We start from the raw sequence: 21471 nt of genomic DNA on the forward strand, positions 1-21471 counted from the left end.
CCAGAGATATGCCAGAGAGGCTGCGCAAGCATGAAAATCGTCGTGACCGGATCGATGCCGTTCAGTGAGGAGCAGACCCGCAGGCTGCGAAAGGCCGGGGACGTGACCTCGGCAGGTGGTGCGAGCTCGGGTGCCGAATGGCTGAAGCAGATCGAGGGCGCGGACGTGGTGTGCAGTGACGGCGCGTTCGTCCTCGACAACCTCGAACGGCTTCGCGACGTCTTCATCACGTTCCCCTTCGTCGAGATCGGCTCGTTCGATACCGAGGCGCTGGCACGCAGAAACGTCATCCTGTCCAACGCGCGCGGAAGCAATCGTGATTCGGTCGTGGAATGGGCCGTGTTCATGGCACTGGGTCTGCTGCGCCGTTTTCAGGATTACGTGAACGCCGACCGCGAACTCCGGTTCGTGCGGCACGAGAGCCTGTCAGGGAAGAACGTCTGCATCATCGGCGCCGGTGACATCGGATCGCACCTCGGCAAAGTGCTGGAGGCCCTGCACGCGAACGTGCGGTACGTCACGCGCGGCGACGACCTGATGAAGTCGGTCAAGGGCTGCCAGGTGATCGTCAACTCCCTGAGCTCCGTCCCGAGCACGGCGAACCTGCTGGATCGCGATTTCTTCCGCGCTCTGGAGCCGGGATCGTACTTCCTCACCTACGTCCGGCCGCACACCTTCGACGTCAAGGCCCTGTTGGAGGCGCTGGACGACGGGATTCTAGCCGGCGCGGCGATCGACTGTGACCCGCAGGCGCCGTACGACACCACGAACGCGTACTACAAGATGCTCGCCGGGCACGAGAAGGTACTGGCGACGCCGCACGTGGCGTTCGCCACGACGCAAGCGGGAAAGCAGAGTCTCGACATGGTGGTGGAAAACGTCGAGGCATTTGCGAGCGGCCGGCCGCGGAACGTTGTCGTCAAGCGCTGACCTTCCTTCATCCTCCATCCGAGACGAGGTCCAGAAGCTATGAAGAGGAAGGCGTCCAGCGCTGATTCCCCGGCATCGGACGAACCGTACTGCCGGGCTGTCGTCTCCGCCGGACAAGTTTTCTCCTCGGGGGTGCTGGGTATCGATCCGGCGACCGGAATAGCACCCGATTCCGTTGCGGCCCAGGCCGAACAGGCGCTCATCAATCTGACCGACCTCCTGTCGGAATCGGGATCCTCGATGCAGCGACTGGTGAAGGTCACGATCTACTTCGTCAGCACAGAGGATTTCGCGGCGATAAACGAGGTGTACGCGCGCCACATGCCGGCCGACCCACCGGCACGGTCCGTCGTTCCGTGCTCTGCCCTGCCCGAGGGACTTCTGTTCTGCATCGACGCCGTCGCGACTCTCGACTGATTTCCCGGGACTATGAAACAAGAAACTCTTCTCTCCATGACCATCGACGAAGTGCGGGAGGCGGCAGACCGGATCGGCCCCTACATCCGCACGACGCCCGTGCTCACCGCGGAAATAGACAGTCGCCAGGTCACGCTGAAACTTGAGAACCTGCAGGCGACCGGTTCGTTCAAGTTCCGTGGTGCGCTCAACGCGGTCATCGCCGGCAACACCGAAGGCGAGGTCGTCGCGGCGTCGGGCGGCAACCACGGACTCGGCGTCGCCACGGCGGCCAAGATCATGGGCCTTGCCGCCACGGTGTACGTGCCGTGGCCGACACCGGAGGCCAAGGTGCGGCGGATCACCGCCCAAGGTGCGCGCGTGGTGCGGCACGGCGAGCGCTACGCCGATGCCGAGGCCGCCGCCCTCGCGTGGGCGGACCAGTCGGGCGGCAGTTTCCTGCACCCCTACGACGATCCGGCTGTCATCGCGGGTCAGGGCACCGTCGGGCTGGAGATCGCCGAGCATGCTCCCTGGTGCGACTCGGTTGCCGCCGCCGTCGGCGGCGGTGGCCTGACGGCGGGGCTCAGCGTCGGCCTGGGACCGGATCGCACGGTGGTGGCCGTGGAACCTGAGCACTGCAACGGCCTGCACGCGGCGTTCTCGGCGGGCTTCCCGGTCGACGCTCCGGTGGACTCGGTCGCGGCGTCGGCGCTCGGCGTGTCCCGCGTGGGCAGGAACACCTTCGCGCTGCTGTCGTCCGGGAGGGTCCGGCTGGCGATGGTCACCGAGCAGGAGATCGCCCACGCCCGGAACCTGCTGTGGGAGGAGCTCCGGCTGGCTGTCGAGCCGGCCGCGGCGGTGCCGTTCGCCGCGTGGCTCGCCGGCCGGGTTCCGGGTCGTCACCCCTGCCTCGTCCTGTGTGGTGCCAACACCGACTGGCATCCCGTGTAGTCAAGGAGATGGGGCGATGTCGGAGCCCCAGAGTTGAGCCGATGTGAAGTTCCACCGTCGATGAGGCGTCCGGCCGCACTTGACCACACCTTGGCCACGCCTCGCTGTTTCAGCCGGGCTGGCCCAGGCCGGGAACGGTGCCGACCATCGTTGGTGAAACCGCTGCTCCGGGCACCCCGCGATGTGGCGGAGTGCAGGCGGATCGCCGTCCCTCCCGGTCGAGCCGATCAGTTCTTCGCCGGGCTGCCGCAGCATTTCTTGTATTTTCGGCCGGAGTCGCACCAGCACGATCCGTTGCGGGCCGGCGGCCAGAAAAGTGTCTGCTCCGGGTGGGCCACGAAACGCCACTCGCCGTACTCCTGGCGCGTCTCCTGCCCGGCCGGGTCGCGCCCCTCACGGAGGGCGTACGCCTCGAAATCGGCCAGGGTGCCGGTGACCAAATGCACACGGGCGGCGCCGGCCTCGCCGTAGCTGCGAGCCTCCCGCTGGATCCGGGCAGCATATGCGTCGTAGTCGTCACCGTAGTGCGCGGTCGACTCCGGCCAGCGCTCCCGCACCTGCCCGAAGTCCTCCCTTGCCCAGCGCAGCACCACGGAGTCGAATGCCTCCCCGGCATCCGGCAGACCCAGCCCCGACCTGCCGGAGAGCGCGTCGAGCCGCCCCCGGACAAGTTCGCTGACCTCTCTGATCGAGGCGTCGGCCGCGGCCTCGGCCGCCAGGTCCTCCTCATCCAGGTCGATGCCGAGTTCACGGCGCAGGATGCCGCGGTCGATGAGCGCCCGGCGCCGGAACTCGGTCAGCTCCGGCCCCTCGGGAAGTCCACCGACGCGGTCCAGGGCCGTCTGGCACCACTCCAACGCGAGCTCGCTCCGTCCCGCCGGTGGAGTTGCCGTGGAACCGCTGGTCGTAGCGGATGACCCTGAAGCCGCGGGCGGTGAGGTCGCGGACCTGCATGCGCCAGACGTCGGCGGACATCATGTACCCGTGGGCGAGGATCGCTGTGGTGGAGGCGACGTCGTTCCCATTGGTGTAGACGGCCAGCTGGGCGCCGTCGTCGGTGACGACGGTGGAGCGGTCCGGTACGTGCATCGCGGCGCGCCTCACAGCTGGATCCGAAGCTCGAGGTCTTCACCTGCGTAGAGTGCGTCGGGATTCGCGCCGAGGAGGGCCATACCCCGCAGGTAAGCCGTCTGGGGCAGCGCCGGACCACCGAGGTGCTCGACGATGGCCAGGGCGCGCATATTGGTCTCGGCGACGGTCACCGAGAGGCTGTGGAACCCGGACTCTCGGGCCAGGTCTGCGGCGTGATCGGCCAGTGCCGTGCCCAATCCCAGGGACTGGTAGCTCCGCGGCGCCTGATCTGCGATCAGGATCGCAATATCGGCCACTCCTGACTCGTCGGTCACTTCAGCGAGGTAGGTCATCGCTACCGCGCGCCTGGGCTCCACTTCTGTGGTGGTCAGGAGCGCGAGGGCCTTCGGCCGTTCCACCATGGCCGTCCACTCGGCCAGGGACAGGCCCGGCTTGCCTGCGCCGTACCGCCGGGCTCGGCTGGCGAGGCTGCACATGGCATGGAGGGCTTCGACGAGGGGGTAGTCGCCGACGGTGGCGGGCCGGCTGTGGGTGACCGACCCGTCGTCCAGGACGGTAGTGGTGTGATCCGTTGCGGTCAGAAGTGGGGACACGAAGGCTCCAATGCGAGGCGCACGATGCGAAAGCGGCCGAGTGGCGCGGTGGCTCTTGCCCTGGTGGCGTGTGACGGCTGGCAGCCGGGCAGGTGGCGGGGACGCTGCGGACGCACGAGCATGCGATGGGGCCGCGGTACGGCCGGCAGGTGAGGTTCTGCCAGGAGTGTGGGGGCGCCACCAGGGCGGGTGGGCTTCATGCCTCGACACAAGCAGCGGAGTCCGGGCACCATCGCCTGGCGATCGTGCTCATCCCAAACGCCGGGTCGGCCTTCTGCAGGGCTCTCCCGTCTCGTGGGATCAGCATGACCAGCGCCTGGGCACGGTAGGTGGCAACGGATGCACGGAGGCAGGCATCAACGCCCGTGTGCCGATGGGCAGGGAGCCGGGGCGCGGTGTGCGCGCCCCGGCTCGAGGTCAGGCTGTGAGGCCGAAGCTGGAGCGTAGACGCTCTCGCAGGGCCAGATACTCAGCTGTCGCGGCCATGCCGACGTACCCGGACAGGGCCGAACCGGCCGGGGGTCCCGCCGCAGGACCATGCTCCTTCTCCAGCTCGGCGGCGCGCCGGATGATCTCCCCCATCGACAAGCCCAGTTTAAAGTCGGCCTTGGCGATCACTTCGGTCCGCGCGTAGTCGGCGGCCATCTCTGGCACGCGCCGTGCAGCGTTGACGAGATCGCCGACACACCCAAGGACACAGAACATACAGCTCAGCCGCAAGTTCCCCCAGTCGTACGCCTCGTGGTACGGCAGACCCGACCTGGCGATCTCCCGCCAAACAGCGGTGTCACTCCGCCCGTGAATCGGCCTCCAGGTGGTGATGTGTCGCTTTCCGTTGCTCGCCGCCCGGTCGATCTCGACGGGCGCCAGCTTCGCACGGCTGTCGCTCTCCGCGGCGCGCTGACCGATGCACGCCAGGATCCGCACTGGCCGGCCCAGGTGCGACAGCTCCCCGGTGAGCCTGGTGTAGAGGGTCCGAATTGGGGTCCGCTTGACGTCTGAAGTGCACCAGCGTGCACTGGATGATGGCCACGCCGGCGGCACCTTCACCGTGGTCGGGTCTTTGCCCGCCTTGATTGCTTCCTCTTCGGCCTTCGCTTTGAGCTGCGCGTAGCGAAGGACGACCCGCTCAAGGAGATCCGCGCCCTTCGCCCGCACGACCTCGAACCGCACGCCCAGGAGGCGGGCCTGCTCGGCCGCGAGTTCCTTGGTGCCGCCCCACTCGACGCGGCCAAGGTCCGCATGGACCACGACCAGCTTGGACCACACCCAGGCCCGCCGCTACCGCTCCTGGCATCGGCACATCGTGCTGGCCATGGCCGCGCTCGCCCTACTCGCGGTGATCGCCGCCGTGGACCGGCGCGACCATCCGGCACCGGTCCTGCCCGCCGACGCAGCCGCCGAGCCTCCCGAGGACTTCGGCCAGATCGCGCTGACCGTCACCGAGGCCCGCCGCCTGTTCCAGCTGTTCACCGCGCTACCGCAGGACATGCCCGCACACCTCGCGGCCCGCCGCATGGCCTTCCACCTGCACTGGTCCACCTGGCGACGCCGCCACCAGGCCCGCTCCCGCTGGCACCACTACAAGCGACGCCTTACCGCCCTCACCTGAACCGTCCGACGCGACCACCCGTCACATCACGAAATGCGACTGGAGTACCAGGCGCAGGACAGACGAGGATGGTCCCCAAGTTCACGATGTTTCGATCGGCCAGGTCGGCGCTCGGCTATACCCCGGCAGCATCGCCACGCCTACGCCGCAGGCATTCAGCCTGGCCTCCCCACCGTCTCTGGCACACGGCTTCGGAGTTGACCCAGGGCACTGATATGCCCACCCATGAGGGCCGGGCTTGTCAAGCGTAGAAGTGCCCCCGACCTGCGGCTTTTTGTTGTTCGCCGAGGTGCTTTCCTTTGCGGGTCTTCCTCGTGCTCGTCTGGCAGGGCTGCCGTGCAGGGCCCTGGACCGGGAGCGAGGAAGCGTCACCAATGTTCAGGGGTTTGGTCGTTGACGTCCCCGATGTGCTGATGGTCTGGCGGAGTGAGCTCACATCCACCCATTCGGCGTCTGGCCGGGCGGGCCGGCGCCATGACCGTGGTTCGGGGGATCCGGGCTGCTCAGTCAGGTCATCGAGCACGGGCGACAGCCCGTCTCATGGGCAAATGCGAGCTCACCCGGGGTCTGCGACCGCCCCTGGCGGTTGTCGTCGGCTGGTGTCATCGAGTCCTCTGCCGGTCGGGTGGGGCCTGGACTGCGCGCAGCAGATGGTAGGCGCGGGCCAACAGGCGGCGGGCGATCGCGGTAGTGGCGATCTTCTTGCCCCGGCGCCGGGCGAGGCGCTGGTAGGAGGCGGCGAACTCCGGCGACCGCTTGGCGGTCTGGGCGGCTTCACACAAGATCCACCGCAGCCAGTCCGAACCCTGTTTGGAGATGTGGCCGTGCCGGACAGTCATGTCCGAGCCGCGGACCGTGGGGGTGAGCCCCGCCCACGCGGTGAGCTTGCGGGCGGAGGGGAAACGGCTGATGTCACCGATCTCGGCAACGATGATCAGGGCGGTGAGCGTACCCACCCCCGGCAGCTGGGTGAGGGATTTGACCCGCGGATCACCACGGGCGTGCGCGACCAGCTGCTGGTCCAGGGCGTCGATCGGCTCTTTGAGCGCGTCCATCAGGACCAGAAGATCGTCGACCACGCGGTGCGAGGCGTCCGGCAGGTCCAAGCCGTCGAGCCAGACCCGTCCCGGAGCGGTGAAGTAGCTGCCAGAGCGGTCGCAGCCGTAGTCCGCCAGGACGGCATGGACACGGTTGCGTAGCAGCGTGCGCAGACGCACCAGCTGGCAGCGGTGACGCAGCAGAGCCCGTTGCTGGCGCACATCCAGCGGGGCGATCCACGCCTCCGGCAGCAGATCCGCACGGAGCAGTTGGGCAAGGGTCGCCGCGTCGACCTTGTCGTTCTTCAGCCGCGCGGAGGCGATGGCCTTGCACCGCAGCGGGTGCACCAGGTGCGGCTCGAAGCCGTAGTCCTCCAGCAGTTCCACCAGCCAGCCCCAGCCGTAAGCGGCCTCGAAGGCCACCGGGGCTCCGATCGGAAGATCCCCGATCACCGAGAGCACCGTCTCGACCCCGTTGGGCACGTTCCGATTCACCTGCACCGCGCCATCGTGATCAACGACCGCGATCTGTGAGCGCTTGCGGTGCACGTCGATGCCGACGTAGACCGACATTGAGGGCCTCCTTTCCGAGCACGTATGGGACCCGGATCCAGAATCCACCGGGCTGTGCAGGGAAGGGGGCCCGGCCCTCATAGAGTCAGGTCACGCACTGCAGACCGGCCCGAATCCACCAGGTTGGAGCCGGCACTTCGATTACGGGGCTTCAACCACCGATTCACTCTCGTTACGCCCACTGGCCTTGCTAGCCGGACCCGGGCCGTCTGGCAGTACCGGCCCGTCCCGTCGTTGTCGAGACTGCTCCCACCCTCCCCGACGTTCCCCGGACCAGGCTGTCCCCAGCTTCAATCGGGCCGCTGCGACGACCCGACGGTAGCGGTCCTTCACCACTACTCGAAAACACCGCGCCTCGTGGCGCACGCCAACACGAAGTAGACCACCAGCCGGGCCGGCAGCAGCCGGTTCCGCTGCTGCACCCGGCCCGTCTCCGCCAGCACCTCGTCCACCAGCGACTGAGGAAACGCCTGTGTCAGCACCCCGACCGCGACGCGATCCGACAGTCGCTCACCAGATGACTTCAGTTGACCCGCTCTTGGCACATCAACAACAACGACCAGATTGCCCCTAAGTTACTGGTATTGAGGCTAAAGGTCGACTTCGAATTGGGGACCAGAATGACCTTCCAGACGATGGCCGCCCTGGCGTTGCCGAGAAGACCTCAATGACCTCGGGTTCAGCACGATCATCGGTACCTGCGCGAATCTGACCGCCTCCGACCCCGCCGGCGCCCCGTGCCAGTCCTTCTTCACCAGCAGCGGCACGGACCAGCTGAAGGAGAAGATCGGCCAGATCGCGCCGAAGATCTCGGACGTGATCGCGGGCATCCACCAGCGGTCCCCGCACGCACGGGTCATGGTGGTCGGGTATCCCGACCTGTTCCCGGAGGACGGTGTCGGCTGCACCAGCGCCTCGGTCCCGTTCGCGGCAGGTGACTTTGCCTACCTGCGGGACACCGAGAAGGAGCTCAACGCGATGCTGGCAGGGCAGGCAGCTCTTGCCGACGCCCAGTACGTCGACACCTACACGCCGACCATCGGACACGACGTGTGCCGGCCCACCGGTGAGCGCTGGATCGAGACCCTGGCCCCGGCCACCCCGGCCGCTCCGATGCACCCCAACGCCGAGGGCGAGCAGGCCATGGCCACCGCAGTGGAGCAGGCCGTGGCCATCCGCGGGTAGCACCGCCTGTAACGCCGTCACCAGGCATGCCGGCCACCGCACTCTGAGCGATGTGCGAGGGCCGGCCCACCGGGCAGCTCGATTCTCACGGGAGTAGGTCTGCGTCCGGGTGCCTGACTGCCGACCGGGGCTCGGTCACCGCAACACGCGGTGACCGAGCCCCAGTGGTCGTGCCGGTGGTCCGGAGGGTCACCGGACCGGAACACGAACGGCACCACGAACCGGGATCAGCACTACACGGTCAAAAGCACGCCAGCGTAGGAAGCGGCGGCAATGAGGATCCAGGAGATCAGGCCGACTGCCGCCACCCGTGGTCCGGTCCGCGCCAGGGTGGGCAGGTTGACCATGCTGCCCAGCCCCACCATGGCCATGGCCAGGAGCAGTTGCTGGGCCTGTTGCGCGGCGTCGAGTACGGGAGCCGGAAGAACTCCGGTGCTGCGTACCGCGATCATGGCGAGGAAACCGAGAACGAACAGGGGCAGCAGCGGGGTCCGCCGGCCGGACGCCGCGGCGCGCGACCCCGCGGTCCCCGCCGCCGTCCGCTGTCTGCGGAGGGTGTACGCCACCGTGGCCACCAGGGGCGCGAGGAGCGCGACACGCATCAGCTTGACGAGCACGGCCTCGCCGAGTGCCGCGGGACCCGCGGTCTGGGCTGTCGCGACGACCTGACCGACGTCGTGCACGCTGGCCCCCGTCCAGCGGCCGAACTGGACGTCATCCAGTCCGAGGGGGTGGTGCAGGAGGGGCAGCACCCCGATGGCGAGGGTGCCGCAGAGCGTGACCAGGGCGACGGACGCGGCGATGTCCTCCTCGTCGCTGCCGGTGACCTGGCTCACCGCACCGATGGCGGAGGCGCCGCAGATGGAGTAGCCGGTCGCGATGAGCAGGGGCTGGTCGCCGCGCAGGCCCATGCGGCGGCCGAGCCAGGTGGTGCCCCAGAACGTGGCGGCCACGACGCAGAGCACCATCCCCGCCGTGGCCCAGCCGAGGCCGAGCACGTCCTTGAGGCTCAGCTGCAGCCCCAGGATCACGATGCCGATGCGCATCAGCCGTTTCCCGGCGAGAGTCAGTCCGGGCCGGGCCCGGCCGCGCACGGTCGCGCGCAGACCCGGCAGGTGGGCGGCAGCCATGCCGAGCACGACGGCGGCGGTGGGCACCGGCACAGCGGGTAGCAGCAGGTGCATGGTCCATGCCAGGCCGGCGCCGAGGGCGGCCACCAGCAGACCGCAGAGAACGGCCGCGGCGGACCGGCGGCGGCGCCCGCCGCCGGTTCCGGGGGGCGGGGGCGGCATCGGCAGGGGCAAGGAGCGTCGCCGGATGGGAGACGCCGACGGGGGTCCCGGTCGCAGTACGGCCGTTCACCGTTCGCCGACCGGCAGCCGGTAGATCCGCCTCACACTGGTGCCCAGGCGGGAGATGTCGGCCCCGTAGATGTGCAGCGATACGGCCATGCCAGCACCGCCGTTCCACACCTCGTGGATGTCGCCGGGCGGCGCGAAGCCGCAGACCTCGCCCTGGGCGTTGACGACCTCCTGGGTCGGGACGAGGCGGGAGGCGGCGCCGTCGGGGACCAGCCGGAACCGGCGTTCGTGCTCCTCGCCCTGGTGCACGCCCGTGACGCACCACGACACGTGGTCGTGGATGGACGTACGCTGGCCCGGCAACCAGACCAGGGCGACGATCGAGAAGCTGCCGTCGTCCTCGGCGTGCAGGACGTGCTGGCGGTAGTGGTCCGGGGCGCCCTCGGTGTGCCGGTCGAGCAGCAGGTCGGGGGCCCCGAGGTGCGGCGCCAGCCGCTCACCGACGAGTCGGGCGGTGGGACCGGGGGGCAGACCGCGGCCGACCGTCTCCCGCACTTCGTGTACGAGGCGGGCCAGGCGGACGGTGGGCGCGGAGTACGCCGGAGCGGTCACGGAGGTCATATCGCCAGCGTCCGGTCGCACCGGCCCGGACGTCCACTGACAGTTCCTTCACCCGACCCCTGCAAACGCTTATGCGTGGAGTGGCCCGGTCAGCGGCCGCTGCGCCGTGCGGCGACCGTCTTGAGCGCGTCGAGCACCAGGGCCGCGGCCGGGATACGCAGATGCTCGCGCGGCACGTACGCCGCGACCCGGCGGCGGGAGACGGGGTCCAGCGGGCGACCGGTGATCCGCTCCAGCCGCATGAAGGAGAGCACCAGGCCGGGCATCGTCGCAACGCCCAGACCCTCGGCGACCAGCGACTGCACCACCAGGTTGTCGTCGGTGGCGAAGGCGATGTCGGGAGCGAATCCCAGTTCGGCGCACTCGTGGAGGAAGTTGACCCGGCAGCGCAGGCAGCCGGCGATCCAGCGTTCGCCCGCCAGATCGCCGAGCCTGACCGAGCGGGACCGGGCCAGCCGGTGCCCGGCCGGCATGAGCACCATGAGCTGGTCCTCCAGCAGCGGGATCTCGACCAGCTCGTCCGGCACCGCTTCCTCCAGCCCCGGATACGTGAAGGCGAGGGTGATGTCGCACTCGCCGCGGGTGACCCGCTCCAGCGACTCGGGCGGCTCGTCCCCCAGCAACTCCACCCGTATTCCGGGGTGATCGGCCGCGAGCAGCGCCAGTGCCTCGGGGATCAAGGTGGCGTTGGCGCTGGGGAAGGCGCACAGCCGAACCCGCCCGGTCTCCAGCCGGGTCACCGCCGCTATCTGCTCCCAGGCCACGGACATGCTGTCGAGAATCGTGTCGGCGTGCCGGGCCAGCGCCTCTCCCGCCTCCGTCAGTCGCATGCGCCGGCCGATGCGGACGAACAGCGCGGTGCCGACCGAGCGCTCCAGCGCCTTCATCTGCTGGGTGACGGCCGGTTGCGTGTAGCCGAGCACCGAGGCCGCGGCTGAGTAGGAGCCGGCCTGGACCACGGTGTGGAACGTCTTGATGTGTCTTGAGTCGAACACTCCCGAATCATAAGGGGAACTTTGGGCCCCTTCGGGGGTTGAGGAACATCCATGTCGGATCGTGCGCTAAGCTCTCGCAGCCTTGATTGGCGCTTTGACCAGGGCTGATCGTACGGCGCAGCCTTCGCAGATCGATGTTGTCGATCTTCGGAGGACCTGGTGGCAGTCGAGTTTCTGTCGGATCAAGCAGGCGGTACTGGTCCTGCGCCGGTTCGTCGACGGCACACGCATCGCCCAACTCGCCCGCGACAACGGCATCTCGGTCCCGACCGCCTACCGTTAGCTGCATGAGGGCCTGACCGTGCTCGCCAACGACGCCCCGGACCTGTCCACTGTACTGGAACGCGCCGTGGCGGCCGGCTACACGCACCTCAACCTGGACGGCACCGCCGTACGTACCGACCGCGTCGCCGCCCCCCGCCCCCAACGGAGCCGACCTGTGGTGGTCCGGAAAGCACCGCCACCACGGCGGGAACGTACAGGTCATCTCCGCCCCGGACGGCTGGCCGCTGTGGATCTCCCCGGTCCGCCCGGCCGCGAGCACGATGTCACCTGCGCCCGCGTCCACGGCCTCATCGACGCCCTCAACCGGCTCGCTGCCGCCCTGGGCATCCCCACCCTGATCGACCTCGGCTACGAGAACGCGGGTGACGGCTTCCGCCACCCGGTCAAGAAGCCCGGGCGGCGAACTCACCGAACGAGCCCAGACATTCAACGCCATGATCCGAAGGGTCCACGCCGTCGCCGAACGCGCCAACGCCCTGCTGAAGGTCACCTTCAAGGTCCTGCGCCGGGTCAGCCTCGACCCCGCGGCCACCACCCGCATCGCCCGGGCCGCCCTCGTCCTGCTCCAGCTCGAACACGGCCGCACCACCTGAACGAAGATCACCAACCGTCACAAGACGTTACCGAGAAGGGTTCATTGCCTCTCGTGCCAACCTACGGCGGAAAGGAAGTCCCCCTCTATCTTCAAGTTCTCGCAGCCCTGTTCTTTGTAGAGCAAAAGCAAGGTTGGTCAGGCATTGTCCCCAGGATGCCTACGCAATACCAGATCCGCGAACCCCTACGTCGAGCTATAGAGTTCTACCTGAAGCTCGACGTGATGGAACGGGCACGCAAGCGGGCGGAATTGCAGCAAGGACTGTCTGTGCTTCGCACCGAGTATGCAGAGCTGCGAGGTGCCCTCGATTCAGCTGCGCACCTAGCTAATGCTCGCGTCACAGCGACCAACGAGTTTGGTACGTCCGCGTTCTACCGAAATCCACTGTTCGGAATCGATCCAGATTCAATTGACGCTGGCGAAGTCCTCACTCTCTACCAGCAGACCGACTGGGAGACGCTGAATGAAGGGGTCCAGCGCCTCCAGCTAAGTATCCGATCGCTCGCGGAAGCACAACGTGCTCCAATCATCGGGCCAGATGGTGAGGTTCTTAATGGTGAGCTTCGTCAAGATCGCGGCAGGCTTCGCGAAATCACCACCGAACTACAGGCACTTGACGATGCGGCCAACATGCTGGACATGCAACGTGGAACTCTTGAAAGACGCCTCCGCCTACTGAAGCAGGAACAGCGCAGGTATAAAGACATCCGCTCACTAGAAAGTCTTGGGGCCGAGTTTTCGCAGCATGCGATTGCGCATCACGATTGCCCTACCTGCCAGCAGTCCCTCGATGGAACCGAGATTATGTCGGGCGCTCCTATCCTGTCTACAACAGAGAGTTCAGCACTCGTAGACCAACAGGTCCAAACCATCACAACAGTCATTGATGATGCCGAACGCAGCACTCGCACCAATGAGGCGGCCTGTGGATCTCTCGAAAGGGAGGCGGGGGAAATCCGCTCTCGCATCCGTGCAATCCAAGCAGACCTGGAAGGAGAAGCTCCCGGCGTCTCGGTCGCTCAATTGCAGAAACGGATTCTCGAAGAGGCCCGGCTTCAAGAACTCCTGCGCCTTCGTGACAATGCCCAAGGCACGATTAACGAACTAATCGACACTCACAAGCGAGCCATTCAGGTCAAGGCCCAGCTGGATGATCTGGGTGACGGCGAATTCACAGCGAAAGACACGCGTAAATTCAATACGTGGCAGCAACACCTGAGGCGACTTCTAGCTTCGTATCAGTTCACTGTGTTCGCACCCACAGAGGTAGGCATTGATTCCCAAACTATGCGTCCTGTGCACGGGCAGAGCGATCTAGTACTCCAGCTGTACATCGTGATCTTCATGTCTGGGACGCGGCTTGTCGCCGGTAATGGCTGGTGCGTGATCGCTGCTGATGGCGGCGTCGCCAGTCGGACCAGCCGAGTCGGTGGGCCATGTCGTGCAGGGGCTGGACGGCGACGATGAATAGGCGCTGGATCTCGTTGCAGGACAGCGGGACCAGGTCGGCGGGCCCGGAACGGCGGGCGTGTTCGTCGGCGCGGACGACAGCAAGGAAGGCATGGGCGAGCATGGCCAGGGTGACCCAGCGGGCCCAGGAGGGGTAGCGGCGGACCTGGTGCTCATCGAGTCCCGCCAGCCCCTTCTCGGTCTGGAAGGTCTCTTCCACACGCCACCTGGAGCCGGCGACCCTGACCAGGGCGGCCAGTGGCGCCGGCTCGGTGCAATAGCGGGTCTTCAAAGTTGAGCGGTGCGGAGGTGTCCGCGGGCTCGGCGGGTGGTGACGCAGCGTGTGCGTAGGCGTTGGTCCTCTGCGTTGCGGAAGCCGAAGGCGTTGCGTGCGACGAGCTTGATCACACGGTTGATGCCCTCGCTCTTGGCGTTGCTGTGACCGGTGTCGAGGAACGCGGCGATCTCCGCCCACCACCGGTCCACGGTCACGGCCAGCCGGACGACCTCGGGGATGTCCGAGTCCGCGCACCAGGTTAGGAACTTCCATCGGGCTTGGCCGACATGGTGCCGGTCGGCGCCGGTGCTGGCCAGGGCGAGGAGATTGCGCAGGCTCTCCTTCGCGATCCACGCGGTCAGCAGCGTCCGCCCGATCTGCCCCTCCTCCAGCAGCGGGTTCCACATCTTCGCGAACTGCTCGTCGGTGAGGTCCTCGCGATTGCGCAGGAGACGTCGTCTGGCCTTCCACTCCGGGTCACTGGCGCGTCCGCGCCGTCCGCGGGCCTCGGCGGTGGTGCGGCGCCGGAGTGTGGAGAGCATCTTGTTGGCGAGCTGGACGACGTGGAAGTGGTCGACCACGACGATGGCGTCGGGCAGGCCGGTGCGGATCGCGGCGCGGTAAGTGGCCGACATGTCGATGGCGACGTGAGTGATGTTCTTGCGCCAGGTCAGCGGGGTGGTGGACAGCCAGGCCAGGACGTCGGCGACGGCGCGGCCCTCGACCTGGCCAAGCAGCCCACCGTGGCCCAGCGCGTCGACGAACCCGGTGTGCCACCGATCCCGCATCAGGCGCCACTTGCCGGACTCGGGGTCCTGCTCCCACTTCGTCTTGCCCCGCCGGGTCTCGTCGACTCCCAGCACCTTCACCTCGGGCAGCGGGGCGTGGACGACCTCGCGCGCCGATATACGGAAGGCGCCCATCACCGTCGGCCAGGACAGATGCAGGTCGCGGGCGGCCTGGATGACCGTGGAGCCAGCATCGCGTACCCGGCGCCCGGCCGCCTGGCGCAGCCGGGCAGTGATCCGCGCCCCGGGCGGTATCTGGGCGACGCTCTCGGTAAACGACTTCCGCGGACACTTCGGCTCGCGGCACCACCAGCGGCGCTTGTGCCACAACAGCACCAGCCCGCGCTCCCCGTAGGGAAGATCCCGAGGACGGGTCCGGGCTGTGCCCTTCACCTTCCAGGCGAAGGCCCCGCACTCCGGGCAGGCGCGAGCCGCTTCCTCCGCCGTGGCCAGATGCACCCGGCGGGTGCCGTCCTCAAGCCGCTCGACCCGTATGACGGACACCCCGTCGAGGTCGAGCAGCAACGTCGTATCGTTGACCACGCCCGTGGCTCCCACATGATCGTTCTGCCTAGAGAACAGAAATGATCACTCAGGACCACGGGCTCCTTGCATCAGTGGGCACCAACACCCCATGTAGGTCACCGACTGTGACGAAAAGTCAGGGTGTCAGGCAAGGCGCACCGCTCAAGATCGAAGACCCGCAATAGCAGCGGTAGTAGGCGAGTTCACCGGTGGTGCGGTTGCGGCGGATCAACAGCTGGCGGCTGCCTGGTGCCGCCTCGACGAGGTCGATGACGGCCCAGTCGTAGAACCGCTGCCCCTTCGCACCGGGCCCGGCCGACAGCTTCTGCCAGGCCCGCTTCGGCACCTTCCGCGCCAGGGCGTCAGCGCGGAACGTGCCCGCGCCGGTGGTCACTTCGGCCGAGCAGGCCACCGCGAGGACATAGCCGATACCGCGCTCCTCCAAAGCCGCTCGCAGCTTCGGATTGCCGCCGTAGACCTCGTCCCCCGTGATCCAGCCGACGCGGTGTCCGGCGTCCAGGAACCGTTCGATCATCACCCGGGCCAGTTCCGGCTTGGTCGCGAAAACGGTGTCCTCGCCGAGCCCCGCTGCCCGGCAACGATCCGGGTCGCACGTCCAAGAGCGCGGGATGTACAGCTCCCGGTCCACCGCCGCATGCCCCCGTTCGCCCGCGTAGATGAGGTAGACCGCGACCTGGGAGTTCTCGATCCGCCCGGCCGTTCCGGTGTACTGGCGCTGGACACCGACGGTGTGGGTGCCCTTCTTCACGTCCCCGGTCTCGTCCACGACCAGCACCGCGGCCTCGTCGCCGAGGTGCTCGACCACGTATTCGCGCACGTCGTCACGGACGGCATCGGCATCCCAAACGGCCCGGCACAGCAGATGCTGCATGCCGTGCGGGCCGGCCTCCCCGGCCCACTCCGCGATCGTCCAGCAGTTCTTTCTCGGCAGGTCCGACAGCAGCCCGAGCACGAGCCGCTCGGCCCGGCGCCGGGGCTCAACCCGCTTGAACCGGCCCGCGATCCGCCCCAACAGACCCTCGAACGCCTCCCGCCAACGCGCGGGATCTATGCTGTGACCTGCGGCCACCGTCTCTTCGTAAGTCCACACAACTCACGATGATCAACGGTGGCCGCACCCGTCTCCGCACCGGCCCCACCAGCAAGATCACGATCTACAGCTGGAGTACTAGGCTTCCAAGGCTCCGCTAGTGACGGCCTCAAGATGCGCTGGTCCTACTTGCTCAGTCTCGTACAAACGAGCGGTGCAATGAACGGAATGCATCCTGGACTGCTCCTGCTAGTACTCCAGCTGTACATCGTGATCTTCATGTCTGGGACGCGGCTTGTCGCCGGTAATCGCTGGTGCGTGATCGCTGCTGATGGCGGCGTCGCCAGTCGGACCAGCCGAGTCGGTGGGCCATGTCGTGCAGGGGCTGGACGGCGACGATGAATAGGCGCTGGATCTCGTTGCAGGACAGCGGGACCAGGTCGGCGGGCCCGGAACGGCGGGCGTGTTCGTCGGCGCGGACGACAGCAAGGAAGGCATGGGCGAGCATGGCCAGGGTGACCCAGCGGGCCCAGGAGGGGTAGCGGCGGACCTGGTGCTCATCGAGTCCCGCCAGCCCCTTCTCGGTCTGGAAGGTCTCTTCCACACGCCACCTGGAGCCGGCGACCCTGACCAGGGCGGCCAGTGGCGCCGGCTCGGTGCAATAGCAGCGGTAGTAGGCGAGTTCACCGGTGGTGCGGTTGCGGCGGATCAACAGCTGGCGGCTGCCTGGTGCCGCCTCGACGAGGTCGATGACGGCCCAGTCGTAGAACCGCTGCCCCTTCGCACCGGGCCCGGCCGACAGCTTCTGCCAGGCCCGCTTCGGCACCTTCCGCGCCAGGGCGTCAGCGCGGAACGTGCCCGCGCCGGTGGTCACTTCGGCCGAGCAGGCCACCGCGAGGACATAGCCGATACCGCGCTCCTCCAAAGCCGCCCGCAGCTTCGGATTGCCGCCGTAGACCTCGTCCCCCGTGATCCAGCCGACGCGGTGTCCGGCGTCCAGGAACCGTTCGATCATCGTGCGGGCCAGTTCCGGCTTGGTCGCGAAAACGGTGTCCTCGTCGAGCCCCGCTGCCCGGCAACGATCCGGGTCGCACGTCCAAGAGCGCGGGATGTACAGCTCCCGGTCCACCGCCGCATGCCCCCGTTCGCCCGCGTAGATGAGGTAGACCGCGACCTGGGAGTTCTCGATCCGCCCGGCCGTTCCGGTGTACTGGCGCTGGACACCGACGGTGTGGGTGCCCTTCTTCACGTCCCCGGTCTCGTCCACGACCAGCACCGCGGCCTCGTCGCCGAGGTGCTCGACCACGTATTCGCGCACGTCGTCACGGACGGCATCGGCATCCCAAACGGCCCGGCACAGCAGATGCTGCATGCCGTGCGGGCCGGCCTCCCCGGCCCACTCCGCGATCGTCCAGCAGTTCTTTCTCGGCAGGTCCGACAGCAGCCCGAGCACGAGCCGCTCGGCCCGGCGCCGGGGCTCAACCCGCTTGAACCGGCCCGCGATCCGCCCCAACAGACCCTCGAACGCCTCCCGCCAACGCGCGGGATCTATGCTGTGACCTGCGGCCACCGTCTCTTCGTAAGTCCACACAACTCACGATGATCAACGGTGGCCGCACCCGTCTCCGCACCGGCCCCACCAGCAAGATCACGATCTACAGCTGGAGTACTTGCCTTCCCAAGGAGACCGGCATGACCACCGCTTCCCGTCGGCGCCGCGTGCCCAAAGACGAGTTGCTGCCGCTGAGCGACGCCCTGGAAGAGATCGGCATCAGCCGCGCCACCTGGTACCGGTGGCGGGACCGCGGCTACGGGCCGGAGGCAAAGCGCACGCCGTCCGGCCGTGTCTGTCCCTTCAGCTGTAGATCATGGTCGGGGTCGTAGTTCGTCGATCTCGTAGGGCGGGTAACTGGCGTGTATGCAGGTCGAGTTGCTGGACGTTGTGGGCGCGGTGTCGGACCGGGAGTGGGCGGAGGAGTGGGCCGGGCAGTTGGACGACCTGCTGCTGGAGGTCGGCCGGTTCTTCCCCCGGGTGGACGTGCGGCGTCGGGTTGCGGCGTGTGTGCGGGGCTTGTTGGGGCCGGTCTCGCGGAAGAACGGCTGGCAGTTGGCGGAGTACGCCGGCGACGGTGCGCCGTGGAACCAGCAGCATCTGCTGGACCGTGCGCGTTGGGACGTGGAGGGGATGCGGGACTTCACGCGGCGTCACGTGGTCGCGGCGCTGGCGGATGATGGGGAGGGCGCGGGGCCGGGCGGGGCGGGAGTGCTGGTGGTGGACGAGACCGGGTTCGCCAAGCGCGGCACGGCCTCGGCCGGGGTGGCCAGGCAGTATTCCGGGGCGCTCGGGGGTGTCTTCCCCTGCCAGGTCGGGGTGATGGCCGCGTGGGCGACCGGAGCCGGTCAGGCGTTGATCGACCGAGAGTTGTACCTGCCGAAGGAGTGGACAGGCGACCCGGCGCGCTGCCGGGCCGCGCACGTGCCCGAGGACCGCGCTTTCATGACCAAGCCGCGGCTGGCCGAGGCGATGATCGAGCGGGCGCTGCCCGACCTGCCCCAGGGCGAAGGAGCAGTGTGGGTAGCGGCGGACGAGGTCTACGGGCGAGAAAAGGCCTTCCGCTCCTTCCTCGAGGAACATCACTTGCCCTACGTGGTAGCGGTCCAGGCGAACACGCCGGTACTGGCACGCCCGGGATGGAGGCATGCGGGACGGCTGGTGGAGCGCGTCGCCCAGGAGGAGGACTGGGTTCAGCTACCAGCCGGGCCCTCCCAGCTGGACACCCGCGTCTGGCAGTGGTGGGCACGCCGGATCATCGACCTGGGCGAACCGGTCGGGGACGAGGCCTGGGCACGATGGATCATCGCGCGCCGCCGCCCCGAGGAACCAGCCAAGCGCGACTACTACCTGGGCTGGGGACCACCCGGGACAGCGATGGAAGACCTGGTGCTGGTCCCGGGAGCACGCTGGCGGGTGGAAGAAGCGATCAAGCTGGCGAAATCCGCCTGCGGACTGGCCGACTACGAGGTCCGCTCCTACCACGGCTGGTACCGGCACATCACCCTCGCCCAGCTCGCCGCCGCCTTCCTGGCCGGCTGCGACGCCCAAGCCGCCCGGGAACAGGGCCCACTGGCCTCCACCCGCTTCGGCCAAGACCAGCCCACACTGACCGGCGACCAGAGAGGGGGACCACGATGACCCCACCCACACCCCGGCCCCCGTCCGCTTCACCGCCTTCGAGATCCAACGCCTGATCATCCTGCTCGCCCCGCAACCCGACCGGGCCGAGCGTATCCGGCACGGCCTGGCCTGGTCCGCCTACCGCCGCCTGCACCAGACCATCGCCCGCGCCTGCCACCGCCGCACCCGCGCACGACGACACATGGACCGGTCCGCATCTCACGCGACGTCAGAAGTACCACAAGGACCATGATCTACAACTGAAGGGTCTGTGTGCGCCGAAGTGTCCTGGACGCCTTCAAAGACGAATTGGAAGCCGCGTGACTGAGTGGAGCTACACCGTACGAATCTGGGCCATCCGAAAGCGCGAGTACCGGAAGCCCTACCAACTCCGGTGGAAGGTGGGCACCCGCCCCCACTCGGAATCCTTCCTGACTCTGGGCCTGGCGGAGAGCCGCCGGGCCCAACTCATTACGGCCGCCCGCGAGGGTGAGCCGTTCGACGTGGACAGTGGACTGCCGAAATCTCTGGTCACCAAGGAACAGGACATCTCGTGGTACGAGCACGCCCGCCGGTACATCGAGATGAAATGGGACCACTCCCCCGCCGGCACGCGCCGGACCCTGGCCGAAGCCATGGCGACGGTGATGCCCGTACTGGTGAAGGACACCAAGGGCATGGCGGACCCGAGGGTCGTACGCACCGCCCTCTATAGCTGGGCCTTCAACAAGAACCGCTGGGAGGAAGAGCCCCCGGCCGACGTGGCCAAGATTCTTGCCTGGTTCGAGCGGAAGTCGGTCCCCACGTCCGCACTGGCCGACCGCATGCGGGTTCGGGCCGCTCTCGATGCGCTGACCAAGAAACTAGACGGCAAGACCGCAGCAGCAGGAACCATCCGCAGGAAGCGAGCAATCTTCCACAACTCTCTCGCCTACGCGGTTGACGCCGGACTCCTGACGGACAACCCCCTTCCACACGTCCAGTGGAAGGCGCCCGAACAGGTGGAAGAGGAGGTGGACCCGGCCTGCGTGCCGGACCCCGCGCAGGCTGCGAAGCTGCTGACGGCCGTGCGGGACCAGAGCCCGCGCGGCCGTCGTCTGGTCGCGTTCTTCGGCTGCATGTACTACGCCGCGGCACGGCCGGCGGAAGTCATCGGCCTACGGCTCCAGGACTGCGACCTGCCCCGCCGCGGGTGGGGCATGCTGCGCTTCCGGGAGACCCGGCCACGGTCGGGCACGGCGTGGACGGACAGCGGCGAAGCCCACGACCGACGAGGACTGAAGCACCGCCCCCGGAAAGCGATCCGACCAGTCCCCATCCCGCCGGAACTGGTCGCCCTGCTCCGGTGGCACGTCACCGCGTACGGCACGGCCCCCGACGGTCGCCTGTTCCGGACGGCGCGCGGTGGGCTGATCCAGGACACGGGTTATGGCGAGGTCTGGGCCGAAGCGCGTGCGCGGGCCCTGACCCCCGCGCAGCAGGAATCCTTGCTCGCGAAGCGTCCTTATGATCTTCGTCATGCAGCCGTCTCGACCTGGCTCAGCTCTGGTGTGGAGCCTCAGCTCGTGGCCAAGCGCGCCGGACACAGCGTCGCCGTCCTGTTCCGGGTCTACGCGAAGTTCCTGAGCGACGGAGACGACGCCGCGAACGCCAAGATCTCCGCGCGTCTGGGGCAGCACGGCTGAGCACTGTGGACGCCGTCCACGGTCCGTCCACACAGTCCGAGAGACAGCGTTCGAACGCGAGACAGAGTGAGACAGTGAGCTGATCGCGTGGACGCACGACAAAGGGCCCGTGACCTGCGTTTTCCGCAGGTCACGGGCCCTTTTTCTACGTGTGGCGGCGCCAGGATTCGAACCTGGGAAGGCTGAGCCGGCAGATTTACAGCGGGCTCCGTTTGCCCGTTGTGACTTGCGGTTTTCCAAAAGCCGGGCACTGTCGGGGGACGTCTGGGGGAATCAACCTCTACTCCTCACTCTCAGAGCGACTACTGAGACCCGTGGCTCTCCAGGAGTCGGACGCACTAGGGGACGCGGG

19 protein-coding genes and 4 pseudogenes are annotated in these 21471 nt (G+C 67.7%); 10 read left to right on the forward strand and 13 right to left on the reverse strand.

Features of this window, described 5'->3' with window-relative positions:
• Positions 1-30 precede the first annotated feature (30 nt).
• Genes ACQEXA_RS24535 through ACQEXA_RS24545 form a run of 3 tightly spaced genes read left to right on the forward strand, consistent with a single transcriptional unit; the run spans position 31 to position 2280 of the window.
• Positions 31-930 carry an NAD(P)-dependent oxidoreductase gene (locus ACQEXA_RS24535; RefSeq protein ID WP_432931316.1) on the forward strand — a complete coding sequence of 300 codons (900 nt, stop codon included), beginning with the start codon at positions 31-33 and terminating at the stop codon, positions 928-930.
• Positions 931-969: 39 nt separating this feature from the next.
• Positions 970-1347 carry a RidA family protein gene (locus ACQEXA_RS24540; RefSeq protein ID WP_432931314.1) on the forward strand — a complete coding sequence of 126 codons (378 nt, stop codon included), beginning with the start codon at positions 970-972 and terminating at the stop codon, positions 1345-1347.
• A 36-nt stretch (positions 1348-1383) separates the two neighbouring features.
• The gene (locus ACQEXA_RS24545) at positions 1384-2280 is read left to right on the forward strand and encodes a serine/threonine dehydratase (protein ID WP_432931312.1); all 897 of its coding nucleotides are present in this window, start codon (positions 1384-1386) and stop codon (positions 2278-2280) included.
• Between the two features lie 227 nt (positions 2281-2507).
• Here the strand turns inward: ACQEXA_RS24545 and ACQEXA_RS24550 are convergent, their stop codons facing one another.
• From ACQEXA_RS24550 to ACQEXA_RS24565, 4 genes are all read right to left on the reverse strand, one after another.
• Positions 2508-3137, reverse strand: coding sequence for an SEC-C domain-containing protein (locus ACQEXA_RS24550; RefSeq protein WP_432931310.1), 630 nt, complete (start codon positions 3135-3137; stop codon positions 2508-2510).
• Positions 3028-3369 carry an alpha/beta fold hydrolase gene (locus ACQEXA_RS24555; RefSeq protein WP_432931308.1) on the reverse strand — a complete coding sequence of 114 codons (342 nt, stop codon included), beginning with the start codon at positions 3367-3369 and terminating at the stop codon, positions 3028-3030. The genes ACQEXA_RS24550 and ACQEXA_RS24555 overlap by 110 nt, the downstream gene beginning before the upstream one ends.
• Before the next feature lie 11 nt (positions 3370-3380).
• A complete protein-coding gene (locus tag ACQEXA_RS24560; RefSeq protein WP_432931307.1) occupies positions 3381-3965 on the reverse strand; it encodes a GNAT family N-acetyltransferase in 585 nt (194 codons plus the stop codon).
• 417 nt (positions 3966-4382) lie between these two features.
• Positions 4383-5234: a phosphoadenosine phosphosulfate reductase family protein gene (locus tag ACQEXA_RS24565; RefSeq protein WP_432931305.1), complete on the reverse strand. Its 852-nt coding sequence runs from the start codon at positions 5232-5234 to the stop codon at positions 4383-4385.
• Between ACQEXA_RS24565 and ACQEXA_RS24570 the strand changes: the two genes are divergently transcribed.
• Positions 5224-5577, forward strand: a complete 354-nt coding sequence (locus ACQEXA_RS24570) for a hypothetical protein (protein ID WP_432931303.1) — start codon at positions 5224-5226, stop codon at positions 5575-5577. The genes ACQEXA_RS24565 and ACQEXA_RS24570 overlap by 11 nt on opposite strands.
• 602 nt (positions 5578-6179) lie before the next feature.
• Here the strand turns inward: ACQEXA_RS24570 and ACQEXA_RS24575 are convergent.
• Together ACQEXA_RS24575 and ACQEXA_RS24580 are read right to left on the reverse strand one after the other, a co-directional pair.
• Positions 6180-7187 (reverse strand): IS110 family transposase, encoded by a 1008-nt coding sequence (locus tag ACQEXA_RS24575; RefSeq protein WP_433131014.1) that lies wholly within the window; start codon positions 7185-7187, stop codon positions 6180-6182.
• Between the two features lie 335 nt (positions 7188-7522).
• Entirely contained in the window at positions 7523-7732 is a 210-nt protein-coding gene (locus tag ACQEXA_RS24580) for a transposase domain-containing protein (RefSeq protein ID WP_433131016.1), read from the reverse strand.
• Between the two features lie 121 nt (positions 7733-7853).
• On the opposite strand from ACQEXA_RS24580, the pseudogene ACQEXA_RS24585 reads away from it, so the two are divergent.
• A pseudogene (locus tag ACQEXA_RS24585) lies at positions 7854-8372 on the forward strand (SGNH/GDSL hydrolase family protein); the annotation flags it as partial.
• A gap of 233 nt (positions 8373-8605) precedes the next feature.
• Here the strand turns inward: ACQEXA_RS24585 and ACQEXA_RS24590 are convergent.
• The 3 genes from ACQEXA_RS24590 to ACQEXA_RS24600 form a co-directional block, all read right to left on the reverse strand.
• Positions 8606-9664 (reverse strand): YeiH family protein, encoded by a 1059-nt coding sequence (locus ACQEXA_RS24590; RefSeq protein ID WP_433131018.1) that lies wholly within the window; start codon positions 9662-9664, stop codon positions 8606-8608.
• Between the two features lie 66 nt (positions 9665-9730).
• Complete coding sequence (locus tag ACQEXA_RS24595; RefSeq protein WP_359397227.1) at positions 9731-10294, reverse strand: cysteine dioxygenase family protein; 564 nt, start codon at positions 10292-10294, stop codon at positions 9731-9733.
• 89 nt (positions 10295-10383) lie between these two features.
• On the reverse strand, positions 10384-11289 hold the full coding sequence (locus tag ACQEXA_RS24600) for a LysR family transcriptional regulator (RefSeq protein WP_432931292.1): 906 nt from the start codon (positions 11287-11289) through the stop codon (positions 10384-10386).
• A 184-nt stretch (positions 11290-11473) separates the two neighbouring features.
• Here ACQEXA_RS24600 and ACQEXA_RS24605 point away from each other — a divergent pair.
• Together ACQEXA_RS24605 and ACQEXA_RS24610 are read left to right on the forward strand one after the other, a co-directional pair.
• Positions 11474-12167, forward strand: a pseudogene (locus ACQEXA_RS24605) (HARBI1 family protein); the annotation flags it as partial.
• A gap of 53 nt (positions 12168-12220) precedes the next feature.
• The gene (locus tag ACQEXA_RS24610; RefSeq protein WP_433131020.1) at positions 12221-13636 is read left to right on the forward strand and encodes a hypothetical protein; all 1416 of its coding nucleotides are present in this window, start codon (positions 12221-12223) and stop codon (positions 13634-13636) included.
• 64 nt (positions 13637-13700) lie between these two features.
• Here ACQEXA_RS24610 and ACQEXA_RS24615 read toward each other — a convergent pair.
• From ACQEXA_RS24615 to ACQEXA_RS24630, 4 genes and pseudogenes are all read right to left on the reverse strand, one after another.
• Positions 13701-13886 (reverse strand): annotated as a pseudogene (locus ACQEXA_RS24615) (IS701 family transposase); the annotation flags it as partial.
• 20 nt (positions 13887-13906) lie between these two features.
• Positions 13907-15226 (reverse strand): ISL3 family transposase, encoded by a 1320-nt coding sequence (locus ACQEXA_RS24620; protein ID WP_432938456.1) that lies wholly within the window; start codon positions 15224-15226, stop codon positions 13907-13909.
• Between the two features lie 148 nt (positions 15227-15374).
• Positions 15375-16298 (reverse strand): annotated as a pseudogene (locus ACQEXA_RS24625) (IS701 family transposase); the annotation flags it as partial.
• A gap of 238 nt (positions 16299-16536) precedes the next feature.
• Complete coding sequence (locus ACQEXA_RS24630) at positions 16537-17829, reverse strand: IS701 family transposase (RefSeq protein WP_433134612.1); 1293 nt, start codon at positions 17827-17829, stop codon at positions 16537-16539.
• Between the two features lie 29 nt (positions 17830-17858).
• Here ACQEXA_RS24630 and ACQEXA_RS24635 point away from each other — a divergent pair, with 29 nt between their 5' ends.
• The 3 genes from ACQEXA_RS24635 (at position 17859) to ACQEXA_RS24645 (ending at position 21119) form a co-directional block, all read left to right on the forward strand.
• Positions 17859-18143, forward strand: a complete 285-nt coding sequence (locus ACQEXA_RS24635) for a helix-turn-helix transcriptional regulator (protein ID WP_433131022.1) — start codon at positions 17859-17861, stop codon at positions 18141-18143.
• Positions 18144-18177: 34 nt separating this feature from the next.
• On the forward strand, positions 18178-19452 hold the full coding sequence (locus tag ACQEXA_RS24640; RefSeq protein ID WP_433131024.1) for an IS701 family transposase: 1275 nt from the start codon (positions 18178-18180) through the stop codon (positions 19450-19452).
• Positions 19453-19754: 302 nt separating this feature from the next.
• A complete protein-coding gene (locus ACQEXA_RS24645) occupies positions 19755-21119 on the forward strand; it encodes a tyrosine-type recombinase/integrase (protein ID WP_432931286.1) in 1365 nt (454 codons plus the stop codon).
• Positions 21120-21471: the final 352 nt, after the last annotated feature.

Origin of the sequence: Streptomyces sp. CA-106110 (assembly GCF_050936285.1) — a bacterium.
Taxonomy (GTDB): Bacteria; Actinomycetota; Actinomycetes; order Streptomycetales; family Streptomycetaceae; genus Streptomyces.